This is a genomic window from Candidatus Stoquefichus sp. SB1 (assembly GCF_001244545.1).
Taxonomy (GTDB): domain Bacteria; phylum Bacillota_I; class Bacilli_A; order Erysipelotrichales; family Coprobacillaceae; genus Stoquefichus.
Genome location: NZ_LN852695.1, coordinates 504,957 through 527,688 on the forward strand (window position 1 = coordinate 504,957; position 22,732 = coordinate 527,688).

At 31.4% G+C, this 22,732-nt stretch carries 20 protein-coding genes and 1 other annotated feature; all 20 genes read left to right on the forward strand.

The window, feature by feature from the left end; genetic code table 11:
• Positions 1 to 17: 17 nt before the first annotated feature.
• Positions 18 to 2,699, forward strand: coding sequence for a sensor histidine kinase (locus BN1865_RS10515; protein WP_050637209.1), 2,682 nt, complete (start codon positions 18 to 20; stop codon positions 2,697 to 2,699).
• Complete coding sequence (locus BN1865_RS10520; protein WP_082189972.1) at positions 2,692 to 3,396, forward strand: response regulator; 705 nt, start codon at positions 2,692 to 2,694, stop codon at positions 3,394 to 3,396. The genes BN1865_RS10515 and BN1865_RS10520 overlap by 8 nt, the downstream gene beginning before the upstream one ends.
• Positions 3,397 to 3,545: 149 nt before the next feature.
• Positions 3,546 to 3,923 (forward strand): hypothetical protein, encoded by a 378-nt coding sequence (locus BN1865_RS10525; RefSeq protein WP_050637210.1) that lies wholly within the window; start codon positions 3,546 to 3,548, stop codon positions 3,921 to 3,923.
• Entirely contained in the window at positions 3,920 to 4,366 is a 447-nt protein-coding gene (locus tag BN1865_RS10530) for a potassium channel family protein (protein ID WP_102134069.1), read from the forward strand. The genes BN1865_RS10525 and BN1865_RS10530 overlap by 4 nt, the downstream gene beginning before the upstream one ends.
• Positions 4,363 to 5,028: a potassium channel family protein gene (locus tag BN1865_RS10535; RefSeq protein WP_050637211.1), complete on the forward strand. Its 666-nt coding sequence runs from the start codon at positions 4,363 to 4,365 to the stop codon at positions 5,026 to 5,028. Before BN1865_RS10530 ends, BN1865_RS10535 begins: the two co-directional genes overlap by 4 nt.
• A complete protein-coding gene (locus BN1865_RS10540; protein WP_050637212.1) occupies positions 5,025 to 6,494 on the forward strand; it encodes a TrkH family potassium uptake protein in 1,470 nt (489 codons plus the stop codon). The genes BN1865_RS10535 and BN1865_RS10540 overlap by 4 nt, the downstream gene beginning before the upstream one ends.
• Before the next feature lie 178 nt (positions 6,495 to 6,672).
• Entirely contained in the window at positions 6,673 to 7,575 is a 903-nt protein-coding gene (locus BN1865_RS10545; protein WP_050637213.1) for an alpha/beta hydrolase family protein, read from the forward strand.
• Positions 7,576 to 7,863: 288 nt separating this feature from the next.
• Positions 7,864 to 9,291, forward strand: a complete 1,428-nt coding sequence (locus tag BN1865_RS10550; protein ID WP_050637214.1) for a family 1 glycosylhydrolase — start codon at positions 7,864 to 7,866, stop codon at positions 9,289 to 9,291.
• A gap of 84 nt (positions 9,292 to 9,375) precedes the next feature.
• Positions 9,376 to 11,289 (forward strand): BglG family transcription antiterminator, encoded by a 1,914-nt coding sequence (locus tag BN1865_RS10555; RefSeq protein WP_232780372.1) that lies wholly within the window; start codon positions 9,376 to 9,378, stop codon positions 11,287 to 11,289.
• A gap of 12 nt (positions 11,290 to 11,301) precedes the next feature.
• Entirely contained in the window at positions 11,302 to 11,622 is a 321-nt protein-coding gene (locus BN1865_RS10560) for a PTS lactose/cellobiose transporter subunit IIA (protein WP_050637216.1), read from the forward strand.
• On the forward strand, positions 11,619 to 11,915 hold the full coding sequence (locus BN1865_RS10565; protein WP_082189973.1) for a PTS sugar transporter subunit IIB: 297 nt from the start codon (positions 11,619 to 11,621) through the stop codon (positions 11,913 to 11,915). The genes BN1865_RS10560 and BN1865_RS10565 overlap by 4 nt, the downstream gene beginning before the upstream one ends.
• A 14-nt stretch (positions 11,916 to 11,929) precedes the next feature.
• On the forward strand, positions 11,930 to 13,213 hold the full coding sequence (locus BN1865_RS10570) for a PTS sugar transporter subunit IIC (RefSeq protein WP_050637217.1): 1,284 nt from the start codon (positions 11,930 to 11,932) through the stop codon (positions 13,211 to 13,213).
• Positions 13,210 to 14,028: a tyrosine-protein phosphatase gene (locus BN1865_RS10575; protein ID WP_050637218.1), complete on the forward strand. Its 819-nt coding sequence runs from the start codon at positions 13,210 to 13,212 to the stop codon at positions 14,026 to 14,028. The genes BN1865_RS10570 and BN1865_RS10575 overlap by 4 nt, the downstream gene beginning before the upstream one ends.
• A 270-nt stretch (positions 14,029 to 14,298) precedes the next feature.
• Complete coding sequence (locus tag BN1865_RS10580) at positions 14,299 to 15,507, forward strand: hypothetical protein (RefSeq protein WP_050637219.1); 1,209 nt, start codon at positions 14,299 to 14,301, stop codon at positions 15,505 to 15,507.
• A 108-nt stretch (positions 15,508 to 15,615) separates the two neighbouring features.
• Positions 15,616 to 15,822 (forward strand) — a binding site (T-box leader).
• A 114-nt stretch (positions 15,823 to 15,936) separates the two neighbouring features.
• Positions 15,937 to 17,157, forward strand: a complete 1,221-nt coding sequence (locus tag BN1865_RS10585) for an argininosuccinate synthase (protein WP_050637220.1) — start codon at positions 15,937 to 15,939, stop codon at positions 17,155 to 17,157.
• A gap of 11 nt (positions 17,158 to 17,168) precedes the next feature.
• The gene (gene argH / locus BN1865_RS10590; protein WP_198527274.1) at positions 17,169 to 18,545 is read left to right on the forward strand and encodes an argininosuccinate lyase; all 1,377 of its coding nucleotides are present in this window, start codon (positions 17,169 to 17,171) and stop codon (positions 18,543 to 18,545) included.
• Entirely contained in the window at positions 18,542 to 19,576 is a 1,035-nt protein-coding gene (gene argC, locus BN1865_RS10595) for an N-acetyl-gamma-glutamyl-phosphate reductase (protein WP_050637221.1), read from the forward strand. Before argH ends, argC begins: the two co-directional genes overlap by 4 nt.
• 11 nt (positions 19,577 to 19,587) lie before the next feature.
• Entirely contained in the window at positions 19,588 to 20,802 is a 1,215-nt protein-coding gene (argJ, locus tag BN1865_RS10600) for a bifunctional glutamate N-acetyltransferase/amino-acid acetyltransferase ArgJ (protein ID WP_050637222.1), read from the forward strand.
• Positions 20,803 to 20,814: 12 nt separating this feature from the next.
• Positions 20,815 to 21,675, forward strand: coding sequence for an acetylglutamate kinase (gene argB, locus BN1865_RS10605; RefSeq protein WP_050637223.1), 861 nt, complete (start codon positions 20,815 to 20,817; stop codon positions 21,673 to 21,675).
• A 12-nt stretch (positions 21,676 to 21,687) separates the two neighbouring features.
• The gene (argF, locus tag BN1865_RS10610) at positions 21,688 to 22,689 is read left to right on the forward strand and encodes an ornithine carbamoyltransferase (protein ID WP_050637224.1); all 1,002 of its coding nucleotides are present in this window, start codon (positions 21,688 to 21,690) and stop codon (positions 22,687 to 22,689) included.
• Positions 22,690 to 22,732: the final 43 nt, after the last annotated feature.

The following is a 22,732-nucleotide window of genomic DNA, read 5'->3' on the forward strand; positions in this document are numbered from 1 at the left end:
AAAGAGGGTGATGAGCAATGGAACGATTACAACCAGAGGAAATTCTTAAAAAAATTCAGAATGATGAAGAAAAACAATTACGAGGGCATCTTAAAATATTTTTTGGTTATGCTGCTGGAGTAGGAAAAACCTATGCTATGTTGGAAGCTGCTCAGACAGCTAAAGATAATGGTATAGATGTGGTTGTTGGGTATATTGAACCTCATGCTAGAGTAGAAACAATGAATTTAGTTCATGGTTTGGAATGTTTAACGCCTAAACTCATTAAATATAATCAAATTCAATTAAAGGAGTTCAATATAGATGAAGCATTAAAAAGAAAACCAGACTTAATTTTGGTAGATGAATTAGCTCATACCAATGCTCAAGGCTCAAGACATCAAAAAAGGTATCAGGATATACGTGAATTGTTGAATGCTGGTATTGATGTTTATACAACAGTTAATGTTCAGCATATTGAAAGTCTGAATGATATGGTAGCTTCTATTACTGGTATAATGGTGAGAGAACGTATTCCGGATTATGTCTTTGATGAAGCTGATCAAGTTGAATTAGTTGATATTGAGCCTAATGATTTAATTGAAAGATTAGAAGCAGGAAAAATATATCAGCCTCATCAAGCCCAAAAAGCATTAACAAATTTTTTTAATATAGATAATTTAATAGCTTTAAGAGAAATTGCTTTAAGACGATGTGCTGATCGTATTAATAAGATGAGCAATTCAATACTGTCAGATAAAACTGGTGATTATTTTACAGGAGAGCATATTCTTGTTTGTATTTCTTCTTCACCAACCAATGCTAAAGTTATTCGTACTGCAGCTCGTATGGCATCGGCTTTTAAGGCAAGGTTAACAGCACTATATATTGAAACTTCTGATTATGTGCATATGGATAAACATTGTTTAAAGACACTTAGTGAGAATATGCATTTGGCACAACAATTTGGAGCGAGGGTAGAGGCTATCTGTGGCGATGAAATTGCATATCAAATATCTGAGTATGCGAGACTTTGTCATGTATCTAAGATTGTTTTGGGTCGTAGTCAATCGCGAAAAAAATTCTTTTCTAAATCATCGCTTGTTGAACAGTTAACTTTGGCTGCACCGAATTTAGATATTTATATTATTCCAGTGAAAACTCAAAATACTTATTTTCCTAAAAAAAGTCCAGAAAAAACACAATTTATATTAAAAGATTTTATGAGTTGTATAGGGATTATTCTTATTTCAACATTTATAGGTTTCTTATTTAAAGGGTTAGGCTTTAGTGAAGCCAATACAATTACAATTTATATTTTAGGTGTTTTAATTATATCTATTGTAACAACTCAAAGAATATATAGTATTATCTCTTCATTTATTAGTGTTCTCATGTTCAATTTCTTTTTTACTCATCCTTATTTTACATTCTTAGCCTATGATTCAGGTTATCCAGTTACATTTGTGATTATGTTTATAGCTGCCTTTTTAACTAGTGGTTTAACAGTTCAAATTAAAAAAAATGCGAAGCGTTCTGCTCAAACCGCTTATCGTACTAAAGTTCTATTAGATACCAATCAACTTCTTCAAAAAGAAAAAACAAAAGAAGGAATTATTAATGTTATCTGTCATCATCTGATTCAACTCTTAAATAGAGATATTGTTTTTTATCCTATTGAAAAAAATGAATTACAATCTCCGATTCTTTATTCAGTAAAGCATAATCAAGATATTCAGGACTGTTTAAATGAGAATGAAACTGCTGTTGCAACATGGGTTTATAAAAATAATAAACGTGCTGGAGCGACAACACATACATTAGGAAATGCCAAATGCCTTTATTTAGCATTAAGAGTTAATGAATGTGTTTATGGTGTTGTAGGAATAAGAATCAATCATGATTCATTAGATTCATTTGAACAAAGTATTGTTTTATCGATTTTAGGAGATGGAGCTTTAGCATTAGAAAGTATTCATGCTATTGAAGAAAAATCAAAGGCTGATTTGTTAGCAAAAAATGAACAATTACGAGCAAATTTGTTGCGCTCTATTTCACATGATTTAAGAACCCCTTTAACAGCAATTTCAGGGAATGCTGGGATATTAATTTCGAATGGTGCAATGCTTAATGAAGATAAAAAGAAGGAAATTTATACAGCGATTTATGATGACTCATTGTGGCTAATTAATCTTGTTGAGAATCTTCTTTCTGTAACAAGAATTGAAGATGGAACAATGCATCTTCATATGACAACTGAACTCATTGATGAAGTGATTGATGAAGCAATCCAACATGTTAGTCGTCAAAAAAAAGAACATCATATTTCAGTTGAACAGGACGATGATTTGATTTTAGTCAAGATAGATGCAAGACTTATGATACAGGTTATTATTAATTTAGTAGATAATGCTATTAAATATACACCAGCAGGTTCACATATTATTATCCATGTGTATCAACAGAAAAAGCAAGTTTACATTGATGTCAAAGATGATGGTGAAGGGATTTCTGATGAAATGAAAGAACATATTTTTGATATGTTTTATACTGGTAATAAAAAGATGGCTGATAGTCGCAGAAGTTTGGGATTGGGATTGGCGTTGTGTAAATCTATTGTCAATGCTCATCAAGGGATGATAAAAGTTCTTGATAATCAACCTAAAGGTGCTATATTAAGAGTGATCTTGCCAACAGAGGAGGTTATTTTACATGATTAAGAAATCAACAATTTTAATCGTTGAAGATGATGGAGCAGTTCGCAATTTAATTTCTACAACTTTACAAACTCATGACTATAAATATATATTAGCGACTAATGGTGAAACTGCTATATTAGAGGCTTCATCACATAATCCTGATATTATTCTTTTGGATTTAGGGTTACCTGATATTGATGGTATTGATATTATCAAGAAGGTTCGCAGTTGGTCAAATATGCCTATTATTGTGATTAGTGCAAGAAGTGAGGATACTGATAAAATTGAAGCATTAGATGCTGGTGCTGATGATTATTTAACTAAACCTTTTTCAGTGGAGGAATTATTAGCTAGAGTTCGTGTGACTTTAAGACGCTTAAGTTATATAGAGAATCAGGGAAATAGTAGTTCATCTTTGTTTATCAATGGTGATTTGAAAATTGATTATAGTGCAGGTTGTGCTTATATAAATGATCAAGAACTTCATCTTACACCAATTGAGTATAAGCTTTTATGTTTGTTAGCCAAGAATATGGGAAAAGTTTTAACTCATACTTATATTACCCGTGAAATATGGGGAAGTGCGTGGGATAGTGATGTCGCTTCACTTCGTGTTTTTATGGCAACTTTGCGAAAAAAGATTGAAAAAACATCTGATGCTCCACAATATATTCAAACGCATGTTGGTGTTGGTTATAGAATGTTGAAAGTCGAATAAAATATAGTGGGTAAAAAGAGCATAGATAAATGAAAGGGCATAAACATGCTCTTTTTTGTATTCTCACACAATTCTCACAGCCATATGGACATTATCACACCATTTTCACAAGTTAAATTTTACAATATAAGTGTTAAAGGAGGGAGAATATGAAAACAAAGAAAGGTTTACAAGATTACATTGTTTTAGAACAATCGAGTCAGGAGATAAAAGAACTTTTAAGAAATTCTTCACTGCAATGCGAAAGAAAAGTGACACAGTTATTAACACAGTATCCAGATGCACCTCAGCCTCAAAACTTACTTGGAATTATTGCTGAAGTTAAAGGGGATAAAGTTTTAGCAATGAAGCATTATCGTGCAGCTTGGGCACTAGCTCCAGATTATCGACCTGCTCATGCAAATATTGAGCGTTTGGTTGATATGGAATATCATCGTGAATATTATTTTCATGATCAAGATATTGAAAACATGGAGAATAGAAAGAAACAAAGAGATTTTCATATTATAAGGAGAAGATTAGGATGATGGAATTTTATAAAAAAAGCGTGACATATAGAATAGTAATAATAGGATGTGGGAGATTAGGTGCCAATTTAGCTGATTGCTTATATGATGAAGGGAAAGAAGTCATTGTTGTTGACAAAGAAGAAACAGCATTTAGAAAATTATCTTCATCATATGGAGGTTTAACATTAGTGAGTGATGCAACAGAACTCGATACTTTTGAAGAGTTGAATATTAATAAAAAAACAATTCTTATTGTTGTGACTGATAATGATAATACAAATATTATGATTTCACAGATTGCTAGAGAAGTTTATCATATAAAAACAATTATATGTCGTTTATATGATCCACAAAGAGAATGTGTTTATGATGAATTTCATATTGAAACCATTTGTCCAACATTTTTATCAGTTCATCGCATTGAACATATTTTAAAAGATAAAGGGGTGCAGGAAGCATGAAAAAGAAAGTTTTATTAGTAGGTGGACTGCATAAAGCCATGTCATTAGCTCAATCATTACTTGAAAAGGGCTATGAAGTGACTGCCATTAACAATCATTATGAAGACTGCTTAATGTTAGCTAGCATTGAAGATTTAGAAGTTATTCATGGTGATGGAACAAAACCATTTATCTTAGAAGAAGCAGATACTTCAGGAAAAGATATTGTTATTGCATTAACACAGAAAGATGATGATAATTTAGTGATTTGTGAATTAAGTAAGAAAAAATTTAAAGTCAAGAAAACAGTTGCTTTAGTTCGTGATCCTCAAAAAACAGCATTCTTTTATCAAATGGGAATAGATTCCGTTGTTTGTGCCATTAATGCGATTACGGGGATTATTGAACAACAAGCATTTGTAGATGAAATGAGCAAAACAATATCAATGGAAGATGGACGTGTCAGTATTATTGAATTGAAAATCAATTCTGAAATGCCATCCGTGAATAAGAAATTATGGGAATTAAAAATACCGGCACAAGCGATTATTGGATATATTCTAAGAAATGATCAGGGAATAGTACCACGAGGGGATACCAGAATTTTAACTGGTGATACTTTGATTGTGATTTGTGATACATCTGTTCGCGCTCTTGTAACTAGGGAGATGACAGGACAATGAAACGTATTTTAAAAAGTAATAATTATTATGGACAATTTCTCATTCTTATTGGTATGTTATTGCTTGTTCCTTTAGTAACGATTATCTTTTATCCACAAGATATAAATCAAATCTATGCATTTGTGATTCCTTCTCTTATTGCTATTTTTCTAGGTCTAGGAATATGTTATGTTCATCCTAGAAGAATGCTCCCAGATAATTGGCGAACTTCTATTCATGAAGGCAGTTTAACAGTTCTTTATGCATGGTTAATAGGGATTGTTTTAGGCTCAATGCCATTTGTCATTAGCAGACAGTTATCGTTTGTTCAAGCTTTATTTGAAGCAGTGAGTGGATGGACAACAACTGGTTTATCAGTTGTTGATGTAACAAAGGTTAATCATTTATTTCAGTTTCATCGTTGTTTCATGCAGTTTTGTGGAGGATTGGGTTTTATTATGATGATTCTTTTCTTTGTACAAGAAAATCAAGCTGCTAATTTATATGATGCTGAAGGCCATCCTGATCGATTGGAACCTAGACTTATTAACACAGTGCGTATGATCTTTGGGATTTATTCAGTGTCATTAATTATTGGATCTTTTCTTTATTATATATTTGGTATGAATTGGTTTGATAGTATTTTTCATGCAATGTGTTCATTGTCAACAGGTGGATTTTCAACTCAAGTAGAAAGCATAGGCGCTTATAAGAGTATTGCTATTGAATGGGTAACGATTCTCTTGATGATTATTGGAACAACAAACTTTGCTGTTTTGTTATTAATGGTTAAAAGAAAATGGAAACAAGTTATAAAGATTAGCGAATTAAAATTATTTACTGTATTGGTTATCACCTTTACGATAATCGTTGCTGTATCACTCAGTTATTCACTTTACATATCAGTGAGTGAAAGTTTAAGAATAGCAGTTTTTAATGTGGTTTCTGCTTTATCAACAACAGGCTACGCAACCATGTCATATCAAGATTGGCCAACCCTTGCTGTTTTTGCGTTGATTGTATTAATGTTGATAGGTGGAGGATATGGTTCAACTGCTGGAGGTATGAAACTCACTCGTGTTTATATTGCTTTTCAAACATTGAAAAAAACATTTCGTCAAAAATTGTCCTCAAAACGAAGTGTGAATAAAATTTATCATTATCGTGCACAAGGAAGAACTGAAATTAATGCCTCTCTTATGCAAGATACAGTGAGTTATATTTTGATTTATTTTATTATCTTTTTAATCGGAACAGGTCTCATAACCTTATTTCTAAATTGCGATTTACAAAGTGCAATGTTCGAGTTTGCCTCTGCCTTAGGAACTGTGGGTTTATCTGTTGGGTTAACTGGGCCCCAAACCCCTGCTATCATCTTAATTATAGAAATGTGTGGGATGTTACTTGGTAGACTTGAAATATTTGTTGTATTTATTGGTATAAGTGGCATTTTATATAAAATGAAAAGGCAATTGTTAAGAGAATAGATTGTATTTTAGTCGTTTCCTCTTTAGAAAAGGAAAAATGCTCGATTTAAATAACGATATAAGAAATCTATAATATAGATAAATTCATAACAACTTATTGTTTTATATCATTAACTAAATGACAACATGTTGTGATGAATGATCATAATCATTTAAATTGAAAGAGGGAAAGTAAAAGATGAGGAAATTAAAAGTATTATGTAGTATTTTCGTTATTGCATTATTGTGTGGGTGCCAAAATAACAACACAAAGTCTGATCAAACTTTAGAGTACACGAGTGAAGATATAACACTTACTTCTCAAAGAAATACAGACATACCAGCAACAGTTGTTGTTCCTAAAGGTGAAGAAAAACATCCCTATGTTGTTTTATTGCATGGATTTATAGGTGAGCGTAATGGGTGCAACAATTTTGAACCAACTGCTAATCAACTGGCAGAAAAAGGAATTGCCAGTATTCGTATTGATTTCCCAGGAAATGGTGACAGCAAAGAAGCATATACTGCTTATGATTTGACAAATATGACAAATGATATATCTAGTGCTATAGATATTATGCAATCAAAGTATAATGGTGATCAAAATCATGTTGGTCTTATTGGACATAGTATGGGTGGCAGAATAGTTTCATTATATCTTAATGATAAGATACAAGCAGCTGCTTTATGGGCACCAGCTGCCAATACTGGATTGAAAGGTTTAGCAGATTTTATGGGAGGTAATGAAGAAGTTAATAAAATGTATAATGAAGCCAAAGAAAAAGGTGCTTCATCATTTAAACTTTGGGGAGAACCCTATGTGGATTGCAGTCTAAAATTCTTTGAAGAAAATAAAGCTGCAGATCCATTAAAAAATATTGCTCAATATAATGGAAAACTTATGATAGCTGTTGATGATTTTGATGAATATGTGAGTAAAGAAACAACAAATAATGTCATTAATGCGGCTAAGAAAATAGAAGTCTTAAATGTAGCTAATAGTGATCATGTTTTTGATGCAGCTGATGGTTCAGGGTCACAAAAACCAAGACAACTCCTTGTTGATGAAACAGTACAATTTTTTGTAAACAATTTAAAATAATAAAAGATAGATTTAAATTATTGTTTAACAGTAGTTTAAATCTTTTTTTGTGTTATTATTTAGAAAAAGGTAATAGTGATTTGATATAAATTATGCAAAATTATTTTGCAGTATTTAATCTTTTGTAAAAAATTTAACCATGAGAAAATAAACTTGAGGAATAAATATCCTGACATGATAGATAAGATGAAATAAGCTATATTGATATATCCCCTTTAAATGTTTTTGACTGAATATAGTTTATTTCATTGTCCTCAAATAATAAATGATTAAAGAAGGAGATTAAAAATGGAATTGAAAGAGACGTTTTTGTGGGGTGGGAGTTTATCAGCAAATCAAGTAGAAGGATGCTGGGATAGTGATGGAAAAGGACCAGCAATTATGGATTATATTACATCTGGTTCATATCAAAAAGCACGAGAGATTACAGATAAAATAGATCAAGATCAATACTATCCATCACATACTGGAATTGATTTTTATCATCGCTATCAAGAAGATATCAAGCTTTTTTCTGAATTAGGTTTTAAGGCTTTGCGTATTTCAATTGATTGGTCAAGAATTTTTCCAATGGGTGATGAAGACAAACCTAATTCCAAAGGATTGGAATATTATCATCGAGTAATAGATACGCTTTTAGCATATCATATTGAACCTATTGTTACTCTATATCATTATGAAATGCCAATCAATATAGTTAAAAAATATCATTCATGGATGAATCGTCAAACAATTGATCTATATTTACATTTTTGTAAAGCTGTGATGAATTCTTTGAAAGGAAAAGTGAAATATTGGGTTACTTTTAATGAGATGAATCATATTGACCCACAAACTGAAAATTCAGATCTCTTTACCTATATGATTACAGGAATCAAATATTCAAGTCTGGAAAATCCTAAACAAATCCTAGCAACTATGAGTTATCATATGATACTCGCAAGTGTTAAAGCTGTTGCATTAGCTCATGAGATTGATGAGAAAAATCAGGTGGGATGTGTATTTGGACTCACACCAGTCTATCCAAGGAATTGTAATCCTATTAATGTTATGAATGCTTTTAGGGAAATGGAGAAAGATTATTACCAGATTGATGCAATGGCAAATGGACAATTTCCAGATTATAAAATAGCCGAGTATCAAAAAACTGGTATTCAACTAGATATTACTGAGTCAGATCGTCAGGCATTTATGATAGGAAAATTAGATTTTATTGGAATTAATTACTATATGTCAAGTGTTGCTAAATATGAAGGTGATGACAAACAAGAAGAGGCTTTCTTTGGTGGTGTTCAAAATCCTTATTTAAAGACAAGCGATTGGGGATGGGCAATTGATGGTATAGGATTACGATATATTTTAAACTATACATATCATAAGTATGGAATACCCATTATGATTACTGAAAATGGATTAGGGGCTGTTGATGTTAGAGATGCTAATGGAAATATTGAAGATGATTATCGTATCAGTTATCTAGAAGAACATATTCGAGAGATGAAGAAAGCTATTGTAGAAGATCATGTTGATTGTATTGGCTATTTAACATGGGCACCTATTGATCTTGTGAGTCTGACAACAGGTGAGATGAAAAAAAGATATGGCTTTATTTATGTTGATAAATATGATGATGGAAGTGGTGATTTATCAAGACATAAAAAGAAATCGTTTTATTGGTTTCAAGACATTATAAAAGAGAATGCAAAGCAATTATGATGATTAGTATAGTTTTCGACAAATTATTTATGCACTTTTCAAACTGTTATAAGAATAATGCCAATGCTATAATGAATTTGGGAGATGGGTAACGTGAATAAAAAAATATTAGATTTGTTTCAATCTCAAGACATTATCACACTAGATGAACTCAAGAATTATCTTGGTTTTTCAGAAAGAAAAGTGAGAGAATTTTTAAGTGAATTAAGAGATGCAGGAGATAAGAATGGATTTCAAATTGTGACTGTAAGTAAACGTGGTTATTTTTTACAAATAACAGATGATACAAAATATCAATCTTATTTACATCAACTCAATGATGATTTCCAGCAATCCATTGCTAAAAAAGAGTATCGTATATCATTAATCTTATTCTTGTTATTACAAAATACTGGATTTACTTCAATAAATCAAATCGCTGAAATTCTAGATGTCAGTCGCAGTACAGTGATTAATGATATGAATGATGTCAAAGCACAACTCTTACACAATCATTTGTGTTTAGAATCTCGTTCTCATTATGGGATTAGGGTGTCTGGAGATGAAAAGGACATACGACAGATGTTGTCTAGCATTAGCAGAAAGGTCATAGAGGATCAAAATGTTCATTTGGAATTCTTTGAATTTATTGAGAAATTGGATTTTGATTTGGTGACAGATAAATTTATCTCTTTATTAAATGAATACAACATTATTATGACTAACAATGCTATTGAATCTATATTGTTTCATCTTAAAATCTTGATTTATCGTATTTTACAGAAGAATTATATCAATGAAATTAAGATTAATAAGAATCTGATTGATTCTAACATATTTGCGATTACCAAAAAATTACTCTCCTTTATTGAAAATCAATATTCAATTCAAATCACGGATGATGAAATTGATTTAGTGGCATCACAAATTTTTGGAAAAGCCAGTTCTGAAAAGGTGCCACTCAATCAAAAGATGAAACTGGCAAAATCCATTCGTGAAGCTTTAATAAAGGTGGATAGAGATTTTGATACAAATTTTAGTGAAGATACAGTCTTAAAAGAAAGTTTATTATTACATTTGCATCCATTGATTATGCGTGTGACTTATGGCTTAACATTAAGTGATTCTTTGGTGAAATCAGTATCTGTACAATATATGAATGCTTTTCTCGTTGCTATGCGATTTATAGATTATCATGAGGAATTAAAAGAATATCAGTTATCCCGTGATGAGATAGGATATTTGGCATTACATTTTGCAACTCATATTGAAAGAGAAAATCAAGCCAAGATGCAAAGTATTAAAAAAATTGTTTTTATTGCTGATAGTATGAAGAGTTCAACACTGCTAATTAAAACAAAAATTCAATCTTATTTTCCTTTGGCTAATATTATGGTGATTCCCCATATGTCAGTTGCAAAGCATGATATGGAGGAAATAGAATTAATTATTTCAACTGAGCCTGTTCATTTAGAAAAGGGACAAAATAAAGTTGTTGTCATACATCAAAATCTTGATGAGAAAGATTTTCATAAGATTAAAAATGAAATTATCTTTTCAGGAGAACAATATAAAAATAATGTCTTAGGATTACAGGATTTGTTTTATGAAGATTTGTTCTGGGTTGAAAAAAATGGTGATTATCTTGATTTAATTACTAAAATGTGTGACAAGATGGTTGATAAAGGATATGCAAGGCAAGGCTTTAGAGAATCTGTATTAGAAAGAGAAAAACGTTTTTCTACAATATATGATACAGGTATTGCTTCTCCACATAGTCTTCAACCAATGGGAAATATTGATAGTGTTGGTGTTATCTTGTTGGAAAAGCCAGCAGTATTTCATGATAAAGAAGTGAAGTGTATATTTGTAATTAATGTCAAAAAAGGGCACTTATTATTGCATCAGGAAATTAGTGATTTCTTAATCAAACTGATGAATGATAGCAACAAAATCAAACAATTAGACCTTATAAACACATATCAGAAATTAAGCGTGTTTGTAAAAGAGTTTTTGTAAGGAGTACATATGATGGAAGAAGAAGTTATGACAATTATATTAAATGCTGGGGATGCACGTTCTAAGTGTCTATTGGCTTTAAAGTCGGCAAGAAAAGGAGAATTTGAAAAAGCAAAGGACTTATTAAAACAAGTGAGTCAATCTATGGTGTTGGCTCATGATGTTCAAACAAAACTCATTCAAAAAGAAATATCTGGTAAGAAACAGGAAGTGAGTTTATTAATGGTACATGCGCAAGATCACTTGATGACAGCTATGGCTATTAGAGATATGGTAGAGGAAATGGTCGCTTATGCAGAAGAATTAAATAAGAAAATGGAGGAAAAGTTATGATTAAGAAAATTTTGTTAGCTTGTTCTGGTGGGTTTTCTACAAGTATGTTAGTGCAGAGAATGAAAGAGGCAGCCGCCGCTAAGAATTTAGACATCGAAATATTAGCTGTAGGGGAAGATAATATTTTTGAACAGTTAGATTCAGATGTTCTATTGTTAGCACCACAAATTGCCCATAAATTAGAAGATTTATCTTCAGATCTAGATATGCCAGTTTTCACAATTGACATGATGGATTATGGAATGATGAATGGGGAAAAAGTATTAAATGAGGTTTTAGAAAAAGTTGAATAAGGGAGAGGATAATTATGAAAGGAACGTTTGCACAAAAATTAAGTAAAGCAGTAAGTAAGTTTTCAGGTAATTTAATTGTTAAAACAATTGCTTCTGGAATGGCAAGACTTTTACCAGTTATCATGATTGGATCAATAGTGACTTTATTGATTAGTTTACCAATTGATCCATGGCTAGCATTTTTAGAAAGTTCAGGAATTGGTTCAATTATTACAATTGGATCTAAAATGACAAATGATATTATTACAATTTATCTTGTTGTTTCATTAGCATATGATATGGCGAGATTATTAAAAGTCAATCAACTCAATGCAGTATTGGTTTCAGTTGTGTCATTCTTTATTGTGACACCAATGACTGATGCAATGATTGGGGAAAAGGCCGCAAAAGTATTTACAACAACATATTTAGGTTCAAGAGGTATGTTCGTTGGGATTATCGTTGCTTTATTAGCAACATATTTGTTCTATTTGTTAGCTGAAAAAGGACCAAAGATTAAAATGCCTTCAAGTGTCCCACCAGCTATTACAGCATCATTTGAATCCTTAATACCAGCTATTGGTGTAGCAACTATCTTTATTGCTATTGGAGCAGTCTTCTCAATGACATCTTATGGTGATGTGCATTCCGCAGTATATGCCGTTTTACAAGCACCATTGGAAGGTTTAGGTAATTCAATTTGGGCAATGGTTTTATTAGCATTATTAGGTGAGTTCTTCTGGTTCTTTGGTATTCATGGAAGCAATGTCACAAGTGCTGCGAATAATACTTTGTTTATGCCAGGAGCCATTGAAAATGCATCTAATGTAGCTGCTGGATTACCAGCTACAAATGCGGTTAATTCTTATTTTTTAGAAGCTTTTAAAGGACCAAGACATTGTGTTTTATCAGCCATGTTAGCCTTTATGGCAAAATCAAAACAATTAAAGGCAGTAGGTAAAATTGCTGTTGTTCCAGGTTTGTTTGGAATTAGTGAACCAATGAAGTTTGGGATTCCAATGGTTTTCAATCCAATTATCTTAATTCCAATGTCACTTGCTCCAGTTATTTCATTGTTAATTGCTTATTTTGCGATAAAAATAGGATTTATGTCAATTGTGAGTATTGCTGTTCCATGGGTTGCACCTCCACTTATTGGTGGGTTCTTAGCTGCCGGATGGCAAGGGGCAGTTGTACAATTGATCCAAATGATTGCTATCTTTATTCTCTATTTACCATTCTTCAAAGTGTTAGATAAACGTAAATGTGCTGAAGAAGCACTTAATGAATCACAAGCAAAAGAGGAAACTGTTTCATGACAAAAATCATTACATTAGAGGGAACATTTAATACTCGTGATATGGGTGGAATCATGAATGAAGAGGGAAAATATGTACGATATAATCGTATGATTCGTTCTGACGCATTGAATAAAATAACCAATCATGATGTGGAATATCTTGAAGAATTAGGATTAAAAACAATTGTTGATTTCAGAGGAAAACAAGAAATTGAGAAAGCACCTGATATCAAAATAGCAGGTGTCAAAGAAATTCATTTATCGCCAAACGCAGAAGTTGCTAATCTTGCAAGTGGAAATATTGTCGATGATAAAGTGAAAATTGATACACTGATAAAAGAAGCAAGCACAAAAGAAGGCAGAGCAAGATTACAAGCTCGTACTGATGAAATGAGTGAACAAATGCGAGAGTTAGTGAATAGTCCATATGCCAATAAGCAATATACTGCTTTTATTAATCTTTTGACTAATGAAGACAATCTGCCATTATTACATCATTGTAAAGGTGGAAAAGATAGAACTGGTTTTGGCGCTATGATAACATTATTTATCCTAGATGTCAGTTTAGATAAAGTGAAAGAAGACTATATGCTCACTAAAAAATGTATGTGTGAAAGAAATGAAAAAAGAATGGCTGAGTATCGTCAATATACAGATAATCCGTTTGTATTAGATTATTTATCTGGACTTATGCAAACAAAGGAAATCTATTTTGATGCAGCGATTGATGAAATGATCAAATTAGCAGGTACAATACCAAACTATTTAGAAAAGTATTTGGATGTAACACCTGAGAAAAAAGCAAAGATTAAACAATTATTTTTAGAAGATTAGGCTAGAGATTATTTTCTCTAGCTTATTATTTTAATATGTAGAACTCTTTAATGGATATAATAAAGGAATTGAAATGTTTTCACGAACTCAGATATATGGGAAGAGGAGTATATGAGTGCTGTGCTGATGGCTGTATGAATAAGCATGTTAACATTCAATTCCTCTTATACAATATGCAAAAAAAAGCATAATGTGATGAATAATGAAACAATAGAGATGAATTTAAGAAAAACTATGTTATGATAAATATAAGAGACAAGGAGGGATATAATGAGTGATTTAGGTTATCCTCAAAAAAATCAATCGTTCAATCCTATTTTAAAGATGTTAACTTATGTACAGGTAGGACTTATTTTAACAACAATTCAAATTGATTTTGGTTGGTTAAAATATATAACATCATGTATTGGAATTTTATTTATCTTTTTAGGTTTAAGAATGGTTCAAGAAGGAAATTATGATCTGAAAATAGCTTATCGATTATCATGGATGAGTATAATTATTCACCTGATTTCACTAATGATCATAGCAACACCATTTTATCAAAATGTGAAATCTATTTATGTTTTTGCAACCGCAATTACTTATCTGATGTTTTATTTTGTTTATTTGGGATTGAAACCATTTGTCAATGATAAGGATTTAATGAGTCAGTTAATCAAAACATATATTCTGTTACAGGCAAGTCTTATGTTAGGAAATATCTGTCAGAATCAACTTGTTTATCTTTGTCTATTGATTGCTATTATATCATTTGGATTTTTAATGTATGTCATTTCAAGTATAAAACAAGAGATTCATGAAAAGATTCCTTTATTTATTAACAAAATCAGTTTACTTCGCATTTCAATTATTTATATCTTATGTATTGCTATATGTATTCCTTTAAGTTTTATTACAACAACCTCTTTACAATATCAGATAACTCAAAGTTATTATGACGAAGGTGAAGAAACAGTTAAAAACTTGAAAGAAGAAACATATACATTTGATGATATGAAGTTAAAAATAAGGTATTCAATTACACAAAGAGAAGACAATGATAGTTTTGAACATAACATACAGTATACTTGGTTACAATTACCAAAGTATACATATATGCTTGATACAATTTGTTATTATCAATATCAAGGTTACATGTTAACGAATCAAATAACAAAAAATTATATCTGTGATCATACTGGTAGAAATTATGAATCTCAATTAACGAACAATATTACAAATGATTATTTGCAATCTTATACAACACAAAGTCTTAAAACCTATATCAACCCATTTCATCCTGATGTCAAAGGAACACTTCATTTTTTAGTGAATAGTCAATATCAAGACACGAGTCTTTCTTTTAGAATTGTTTTTGGATTAAAGAATAACTTTGATTTTCCTTATCAGGAGAAATATAATCAGGGAATTGAATTGAATATGATAGCGAAGGGAACAGAATTAAAAGAATTGAATATTATAAATGTTTATCAATAAAATTATGGTTTTAATAAAAAACAATAAAATATTTTGCTTTTTTCAAAAAATGAAAGAAAAAGTATTGACAAAAAATAGGTATCACTGTATGATAAACGCAAGTTAAAAATGAAATCGTTGATTGGGAAGAGTAATTTATTGAACGCTTCAAGCGAGGTAACATAGAGTGGAAGGTTACTAAGTGGAAATGAATGAACCGCGCCCATGAGAGTCCATTGGAACACAAGTATAATGGAACGTCACCTGCGTTAAAGGCAAGAGTGGTTAGATTATTCTGACAACGAGAGTGGTACCGCGTATATATACGTCTCTGGATTTTCCAGAGACGTTTTTGTTTTATAGAAAGGGTGATTGAAATGCGGCGATTAGGGAGATTAAATTCATAAAAAAACATCAAATAAAATAAATAAGAAAGAGGAGAAAAATATTATGGAAAAGAAACAATATAAAAAAGTCGTATTAGCATATTCTGGGGGATTAGATACATCAATTATTATTGCTTGGTTAAAAGAAAATTATGGTTGTGAAGTCATTGCTGTAGCTGGAGATGTTGGTCAAGCTGATGAATTAGAAGGATTAGAAGCCAAAGCTTTAGCAACTGGAGCTTCTAAATATTATTGTGCAGATTGTAAAGAAGAATTTGTCAATGATTTTATTTTCCCAGCAGTGAAAGCAAATGCAATGTATGAAGGAAAATATTTACTTGGAACATCACTAGCAAGACCAATTATTGCTAAAAAGTTAGTAGATATAGCAATTGCTGAAGGTGCAGATGCGATTTGTCACGGTTGTACAGGAAAAGGAAATGACCAAGTTAGATTTGAACTTACAATCAAAGCTTTTGCACCAGAAATGGATATCATTGCACCTTGGAGAACATGGGAATTAAAGAGTAGAGAAGATGAAATCGAATATGCCCAAAAGAGAAATATTCCGCTCAAAATTAATAAAGAAACAAATTATTCAAAAGATAAAAACTTATGGCATTTATCTCATGAAGGATTAGATTTAGAAGATCCACAAAATGAACCTATGTATGATAAGATTTTAGAAATGGGTGTAACACCAGAAAAAGCACCTGATACACCAACATATATCACATTAACATTTGAAAAAGGTGAACCAGTTGCATTAAATGGAGAAAAAATGAATGGTGTTGATTTGATTTTAAAATTAAATGAACTTGGTGGAAAAAATGGTATTGGTATTATTGATATGGTTGAAAATAGATTGGTTGGAATGAAATCAAGAGGAGTTTATGAAACACCGGGAGGAACAATTCTTTATAAAGCTCATGCTGATTTAGAGGAAATTACATTAGATAAAGAAACTCAACATTTTAAACAACAAGTTTCATTGAAATTAGCTGATATTTTATATAATGGACAGTGGTATACACCACTTACAAAGGCTTTATTAGCATTTATTGATGAAACACAAAAAACAGTTAATGGTGAAATTAAATTAAAATTATATAAAGGAAATATTACGAATGCTGGTATGAGTTCTCCTGATACATTATATAGTGAACAAACAGCATCATTTGGAGAAGATGAAGATTATAATCAAATGGATTCACAAGGATTCATTAATTTATATGGTTTACCAATTAAAGTAAAAGCTTTATTAGATCAAAAAAGAAATAAATAGGGGTGAAAATTATGGCGTTATGGGCAGGTAGATTTACAAAAGAAATCAATGAAAATGTGAATGCATTTAATTCATCATTATCATTTGATGCAAGAATGTATAAGCATGATATTATGGGTAGTAAGGCACATGCTAAGATGTTAGCTCAACAACACATCATTGATGAAGAGAGTTTAAATGAAATCTTAACAGGATTAAATGAAATACTTCATGAAATTGAAACAGGAGAGTTATTGTTTGATCCTACGGCTGAAGATATTCATATGTTTATTGAAAGTGAACTGACAAAGAAATATCCAGTCAGTGGAAAAAAATTACACACTGCCAGATCAAGAAATGATCAGGTGGCTTTAGATTTACGTTTATATACACGTGATGAAATGAAAGAAATCAAAGATATGCTGATCAATTTAATCAATGTGATTATTGAGCAGGCTTCCCAGCATTTAGAGACAATCATGTGTGGATATACCCATTTACAACGTGCACAGCCCATAACATTTGCTCATCATTTGATGGCTTATGCTGAGATGTTTTATCGTGATATTACAAGAATAGAAGATTGTTATGAAAGAATGAATGTTTCACCACTAGGTTCAGGAGCCCTTGCAACAACAACTTATCCAATTGATAGAATGTATGTAGCGACACTTTTAGATATGGATGGTATTACTGATAATTCATTAGATGGTGTCAGTGATAGAGATTATGCAATTGAATTTGCTTCTGCTTTGGCAACAATTATGATGCATTTATCAAGATTTAGTGAAGAAATGATTCTATGGTGTTCATGGGAATTTAAATATGTTGAATTAGATGATGCTTATGCTACAGGATCAAGTATTATGCCACAAAAGAAAAATCCTGATATTGCTGAACTTGTTAGAGGGAAAAGTGCAAGAGTCATTGGCGATGTTTCAACATTATTGACAATGATGAAAGGATTACCACTTGCTTATAATAAAGATATGCAAGAAGATAAAGAAGCCCTCTTTGATGCGATTGATACTGTCAAACTTTGTTTACCAGTTTTTACAGATATGTTAAAAACAATGAAAGTTAACAAAGATAAAATGAGAGAATTTGCAGCTAAAGGTTTCATTAATGCAACGGATTGTGCTGATTATTTAGTGAAACATGGAAAAGCGTTTAGAGATGCTTATAAGACAACGGGTCAATTGGTTGCTTATTGTATTGAACATGATTTTGTTTTAGAAACATTACCATTAGATGTTTATCAACAATTTGATACAACTTTTGAGGAATCTATTTATGATGCAATTTCTTTAGATACATGTGTTATGAATAGAAAGGTTGATGGTGGACCATCACCTGTGGCTGTACAAAAATCTATTGAGAAAATGCAAAAGAAGGTGAAGACATTATGATTAAAGCAGGAATCATTGGGGTGAGTGGTTATGCTGGTGTGGAACTTTTAAGATTATTATTAAATCATGATGAGGTAGAAATTGTTGCGATTGGTGCCAGAAGTTATATTGGAAAGCCAATTTCTGATTTATATCCTTCATTTTATGGAATATGTGATATGTTATGTGAATCTGATGAAGATGTTTTAAAGAAAGCTGATATGATTTTTGCATCATTACCACATGGATTAAGTGAAAAGTATGCTAAGTATTGTGATGAAAATCATAAAAAATTTATTGATTTAGGGGCAGACTTTAGATTAGATGAAGAAAAAGATTATCAACAATGGTATAACTTAGATTATCATGAACCAGCACTTCATCAAAAACAAGTTTATGGTTTAAGTGAAGTCAATCGTGAACAGATTAAACAAGCATCACTAATCGGAAATCCAGGATGTTATCCAACATCTATTACTTTAGGATTATATCCGTTATTAAAAAATCATTTTCATAAAAATAATGATTTGATTATTGATAGTAAATCAGGAACAACAGGAGCGGGTAAAAGTTTAACTGAAGATACCCATTTTCCAAGATGCAATGAATCATTTCATCCTTATAAACTAGCAACCCATCGTCATACACCAGAAATTGAACAAGAATTATCTAAGATGGCTTGCCAAGATATCCATGTGACATTTATACCACATTTATTACCTGTTAATCGTGGGATTGTTTCTACAATTGTTGTTCCATTAAAAGAAGAAGTTACTTTTGATATGGTTGTTCAAAAATATCATGATGTTTATGATGATGAATATTTTGTGAGAGTCTTACCTGTTGGTAAAACTGCTGATTTGAAATTTGTAAAATATTCTAATTATTGTGATATATCTTTACATTATGATCAAAGAAAACATCAGGTTATTGTTGTTTCTACTATTGATAATATGGTCAAAGGTGCAGCTGGACAAGCTATTCAGAATATGAATATTATGTATGGTCTAGAAGAAACGAAAGGATTAAAGATGGTTCCACCATCTTTCTAAGGGGAAAGAATATGAAAGAAATAACTGGTGGTGTATGTGCTCCCTTAGGCTTTAAGGCGACAGGCATACATTGTGGTATTAGAAAGAATAAATCAAAAAAAGATTTGGCATTGATTGTTAGTGATGTAATGTGTCATGCGGCAAGTACTTATACTTTAAATAAAGTCAAAGGAGCACCGATTGCGGTTACGAAACAGCATCTATTAAATGGTGAAGCAAAAGCAATCATATGTAATAGTGGGAATGCCAATACATGTAATCCTAATGGGGAAGAGATTGCTAATGAAGTTTGTGCAATATGTGCAAAAGCACTTGATATGAATGAAAATGATATTATAGTAGCATCTACAGGTGTCATTGGACAACCTCTTGATATTCAACCATTCCAGTTGCATATGGATGAGCTAGTGGCTGCTTTAAATACGAATGGAAGCAGCGATGCCTGTGAAGGAATAATGACAACTGATACAGTGAAAAAAGAGTATGCTGTTGAATTTGAATTAGATGGGAAAACATGTCATATTGGTGCCATTGCTAAAGGTAGTGGAATGATTCATCCAAATATGGCAACAATGTTAGCATTTGTTACAACGGATGTTGCTATTTCTAAAGAAATGCTTAATGAAGTGATTCATGAAGTTGTTGATGACACATTTAATATGGTAAGTGTAGATGGTGATACATCAACCAATGATATGTTAAGTGTTATGGCGAATGGATTGGCTTGTAATAATCAAATTATTGATAAAGATGAATCTTATGAAATATTCAAAGAAGCATTAATGTATATTTGTACATGTTTATCTAAAGGTATAGCCAAAGATGGTGAAGGAGCAACGAAATTGTTAACTTGTCATGTTCATCAGGCTTGTAGCATCAAAGATGCAAAGATTGTAGCTAAATCAGTGATTACAAGTTCTTTATTCAAAGCGGCTATGTTTGGAAAAGATGCAAATTGGGGACGTATCTTATGTGCTATTGGGTACTGTGGTGCTGATTATGATGTAGATAAAATTGCAGTTGCATTAAAAAGCCAGGCTGGAAGCATTTGTGTTTGCCAAAATGGTAGAGGATATCCTTTTGATGAAGATGAAGCATTAAAGATATTGAGTGAGGATGAAATCGAAATTATCATTGATTTAAATGATGGAACTTATCAAGCAACAGCATGGGGCTGTGACTTAACATATGATTATGTTAAGATCAATGGAGATTATAGAACTTAGAGGGGTTTATATATGGATAAAAATTCAATTGTAAAGGCTGAGATTTTATCTCAGGCTTTACCTTATATTCAAAAATATAATAATAAAATTGTTGTGATTAAATATGGCGGAAATGCAATGATTAATGACAAATTAAAGATGAATGTTATAGAGGATGTTGTTTTATTATCTGAAATTGGTGTAAAAGTCATTCTTGTTCATGGTGGTGGTCCGGAAATTAATGGAACACTCAAGAAAATGAATAAAGAATCACAATTTATCAATGGTTTAAGATATACAGATGATGAAACAATCGATGTAGTCCAAATGGTGTTGGCTGGAAAAACCAATAAAGATCTTGTGAAACTGATTATGCAAAAGGGTGGTAATGCAGTTGGAATTAGTGGTATTGATAATCAACTGATTGTTGCTAAAAAACATGAGTGTGAAGATGATTTAGGATATGTAGGGGATGTTGATAAGATTAATCCTCATATCATTTTTGATTTACTAGATAAAGGCTATATTCCAGTCATTGCAAGTGTTGGAACAGATGAAGAAGGTCATACCTATAATATTAATGCAGATACTGCAGCAGCAGAGATTGCTGGAGCACTTGGAGCAGAGAATATGATTCTTGTCAGTGATATACCTGGTTTATTAGCAGATAAAGATGATGAGAGTTCATTGATTCCATTTGTTCATGTCTATGAAGTGAATAGTTTAATTGATAAAGGAATTATTAGTGGTGGGATGATTCCTAAAGTTGATTGTTGTGTGAGAGCTATTCGTCAAAAAGTTAAGAAAGCATTTATTATTGATGGGAGAATTCCTCATTCAATATTAATTGAAATGCTTTCTAAGGATGGTATTGGCACAATGTTCAAAAGATAAGGAGAGCAATATATGGTTAATTTAAAGAATAGAAGTTTTTTAACACTTAAAGATTATTCTCAGGAAGAAATAAGATATTTATTAGATTTAGCACATCAATTAAAGAAAGCAAAAAAAGCTGGAAGAATTGGAAAAACATTAGAAGGAAAAAACATTGTTTTGTTATTTGAAAAAACATCTACGCGTACACGTTGTGCTTTTGAAGTGGCAGCATTAGACGAAGGTGGACATGTGACTTTTTTAAGCAATTCACAAATGGGTAAGAAAGAATCTATTGAAGATACTGCCAAAGTATTAGGAAGAATGTATGATGGTATTGAATTTAGAGGATTTAAGCAAGAAACAGTTGAAGATTTAATGAAATATTCAGGTGTTCCCGTTTGGAATGGTTTAACTGATGTTGATCATCCTACACAAACATTAGCTGATTTTATGACTATTGAAGAACATTTAGATAAGCCACTAAATCAAGTAAAATTTGTATTTACAGGTGATATTAGAAACAATGTTTGTTATGGTTTAATGTATGGTGCTGCAAAGATGGGAATGCATTTTGTTTGTTTAGGACCAAAAGAATTACAAATTGATCCAGAGGTTTTAGCTTATTGTCAAAAAGAAGCAGAAAAATCAGGTGGTAAACTTGAAGTTTTAGATAATGTTGATAAAGCAGTTCAAGATGCTGATGTCATCTATACGGATATCTGGGTAAGTATGGGAGAAGATGAAAGTTTATATAAACCTAGAGTAGAAATGTTATCTCCTTATAAAGTTACAAAAGCAATGATGAATAAAACAGGTAAAGAGTCTACTTTATTTATGCATTGTTTACCTTCATATCATGATTTTGAAACAGAAGTTGCATTATCAAAATCTCAACAAGGAATTGATATTAGAGAAGTTGAAGATGAAGTCTTTAGATCAGAACAATCAGTTGTTTTTGATGAAGCTGAAAATAGAATGCATACAATAAAAGCAGTAATGGTTGCAACTATTGGTGAAAATATTGATTTATAAGTAAACTTTAAAACAGGATTCTCCTGTTTTTTCTTTTCAACTT

Coding starts and splice junctions, on each gene's coding strand:
- BN1865_RS10545 (WP_050637213.1), top strand. CDS start 6,673: ATGAGGAAATTAAAAGTATTATGTAGTATTTTCGTTATTGCATTATTG.
- BN1865_RS10535 (WP_050637211.1), top strand. CDS start 4,363: ATGAAAAAGAAAGTTTTATTAGTAGGTGGACTGCATAAAGCCATGTCA.
- BN1865_RS10575 (WP_050637218.1), top strand. CDS start 13,210: ATGACAAAAATCATTACATTAGAGGGAACATTTAATACTCGTGATATG.
- argB (WP_050637223.1), top strand. CDS start 20,815: ATGGATAAAAATTCAATTGTAAAGGCTGAGATTTTATCTCAGGCTTTA.
- BN1865_RS10530 (WP_102134069.1), top strand. CDS start 3,920: ATGATGGAATTTTATAAAAAAAGCGTGACATATAGAATAGTAATAATA.
- BN1865_RS10585 (WP_050637220.1), top strand. CDS start 15,937: ATGGAAAAGAAACAATATAAAAAAGTCGTATTAGCATATTCTGGGGGA.
- argH (WP_198527274.1), top strand. CDS start 17,169: ATGGCGTTATGGGCAGGTAGATTTACAAAAGAAATCAATGAAAATGTG.
- BN1865_RS10565 (WP_082189973.1), top strand. CDS start 11,619: ATGATTAAGAAAATTTTGTTAGCTTGTTCTGGTGGGTTTTCTACAAGT.
- BN1865_RS10550 (WP_050637214.1), top strand. CDS start 7,864: ATGGAATTGAAAGAGACGTTTTTGTGGGGTGGGAGTTTATCAGCAAAT.
- BN1865_RS10525 (WP_050637210.1), top strand. CDS start 3,546: ATGAAAACAAAGAAAGGTTTACAAGATTACATTGTTTTAGAACAATCG.
- argF (WP_050637224.1), top strand. CDS start 21,688: ATGGTTAATTTAAAGAATAGAAGTTTTTTAACACTTAAAGATTATTCT.
- BN1865_RS10555 (WP_232780372.1), top strand. CDS start 9,376: ATGGGTAACGTGAATAAAAAAATATTAGATTTGTTTCAATCTCAAGAC.
- BN1865_RS10540 (WP_050637212.1), top strand. CDS start 5,025: ATGAAACGTATTTTAAAAAGTAATAATTATTATGGACAATTTCTCATT.
- BN1865_RS10570 (WP_050637217.1), top strand. CDS start 11,930: ATGAAAGGAACGTTTGCACAAAAATTAAGTAAAGCAGTAAGTAAGTTT.
- BN1865_RS10560 (WP_050637216.1), top strand. CDS start 11,302: ATGGAAGAAGAAGTTATGACAATTATATTAAATGCTGGGGATGCACGT.
- argC (WP_050637221.1), top strand. CDS start 18,542: ATGATTAAAGCAGGAATCATTGGGGTGAGTGGTTATGCTGGTGTGGAA.
- argJ (WP_050637222.1), top strand. CDS start 19,588: ATGAAAGAAATAACTGGTGGTGTATGTGCTCCCTTAGGCTTTAAGGCG.
- BN1865_RS10580 (WP_050637219.1), top strand. CDS start 14,299: ATGAGTGATTTAGGTTATCCTCAAAAAAATCAATCGTTCAATCCTATT.
- BN1865_RS10520 (WP_082189972.1), top strand. CDS start 2,692: ATGATTAAGAAATCAACAATTTTAATCGTTGAAGATGATGGAGCAGTT.
- BN1865_RS10515 (WP_050637209.1), top strand. CDS start 18: ATGGAACGATTACAACCAGAGGAAATTCTTAAAAAAATTCAGAATGAT.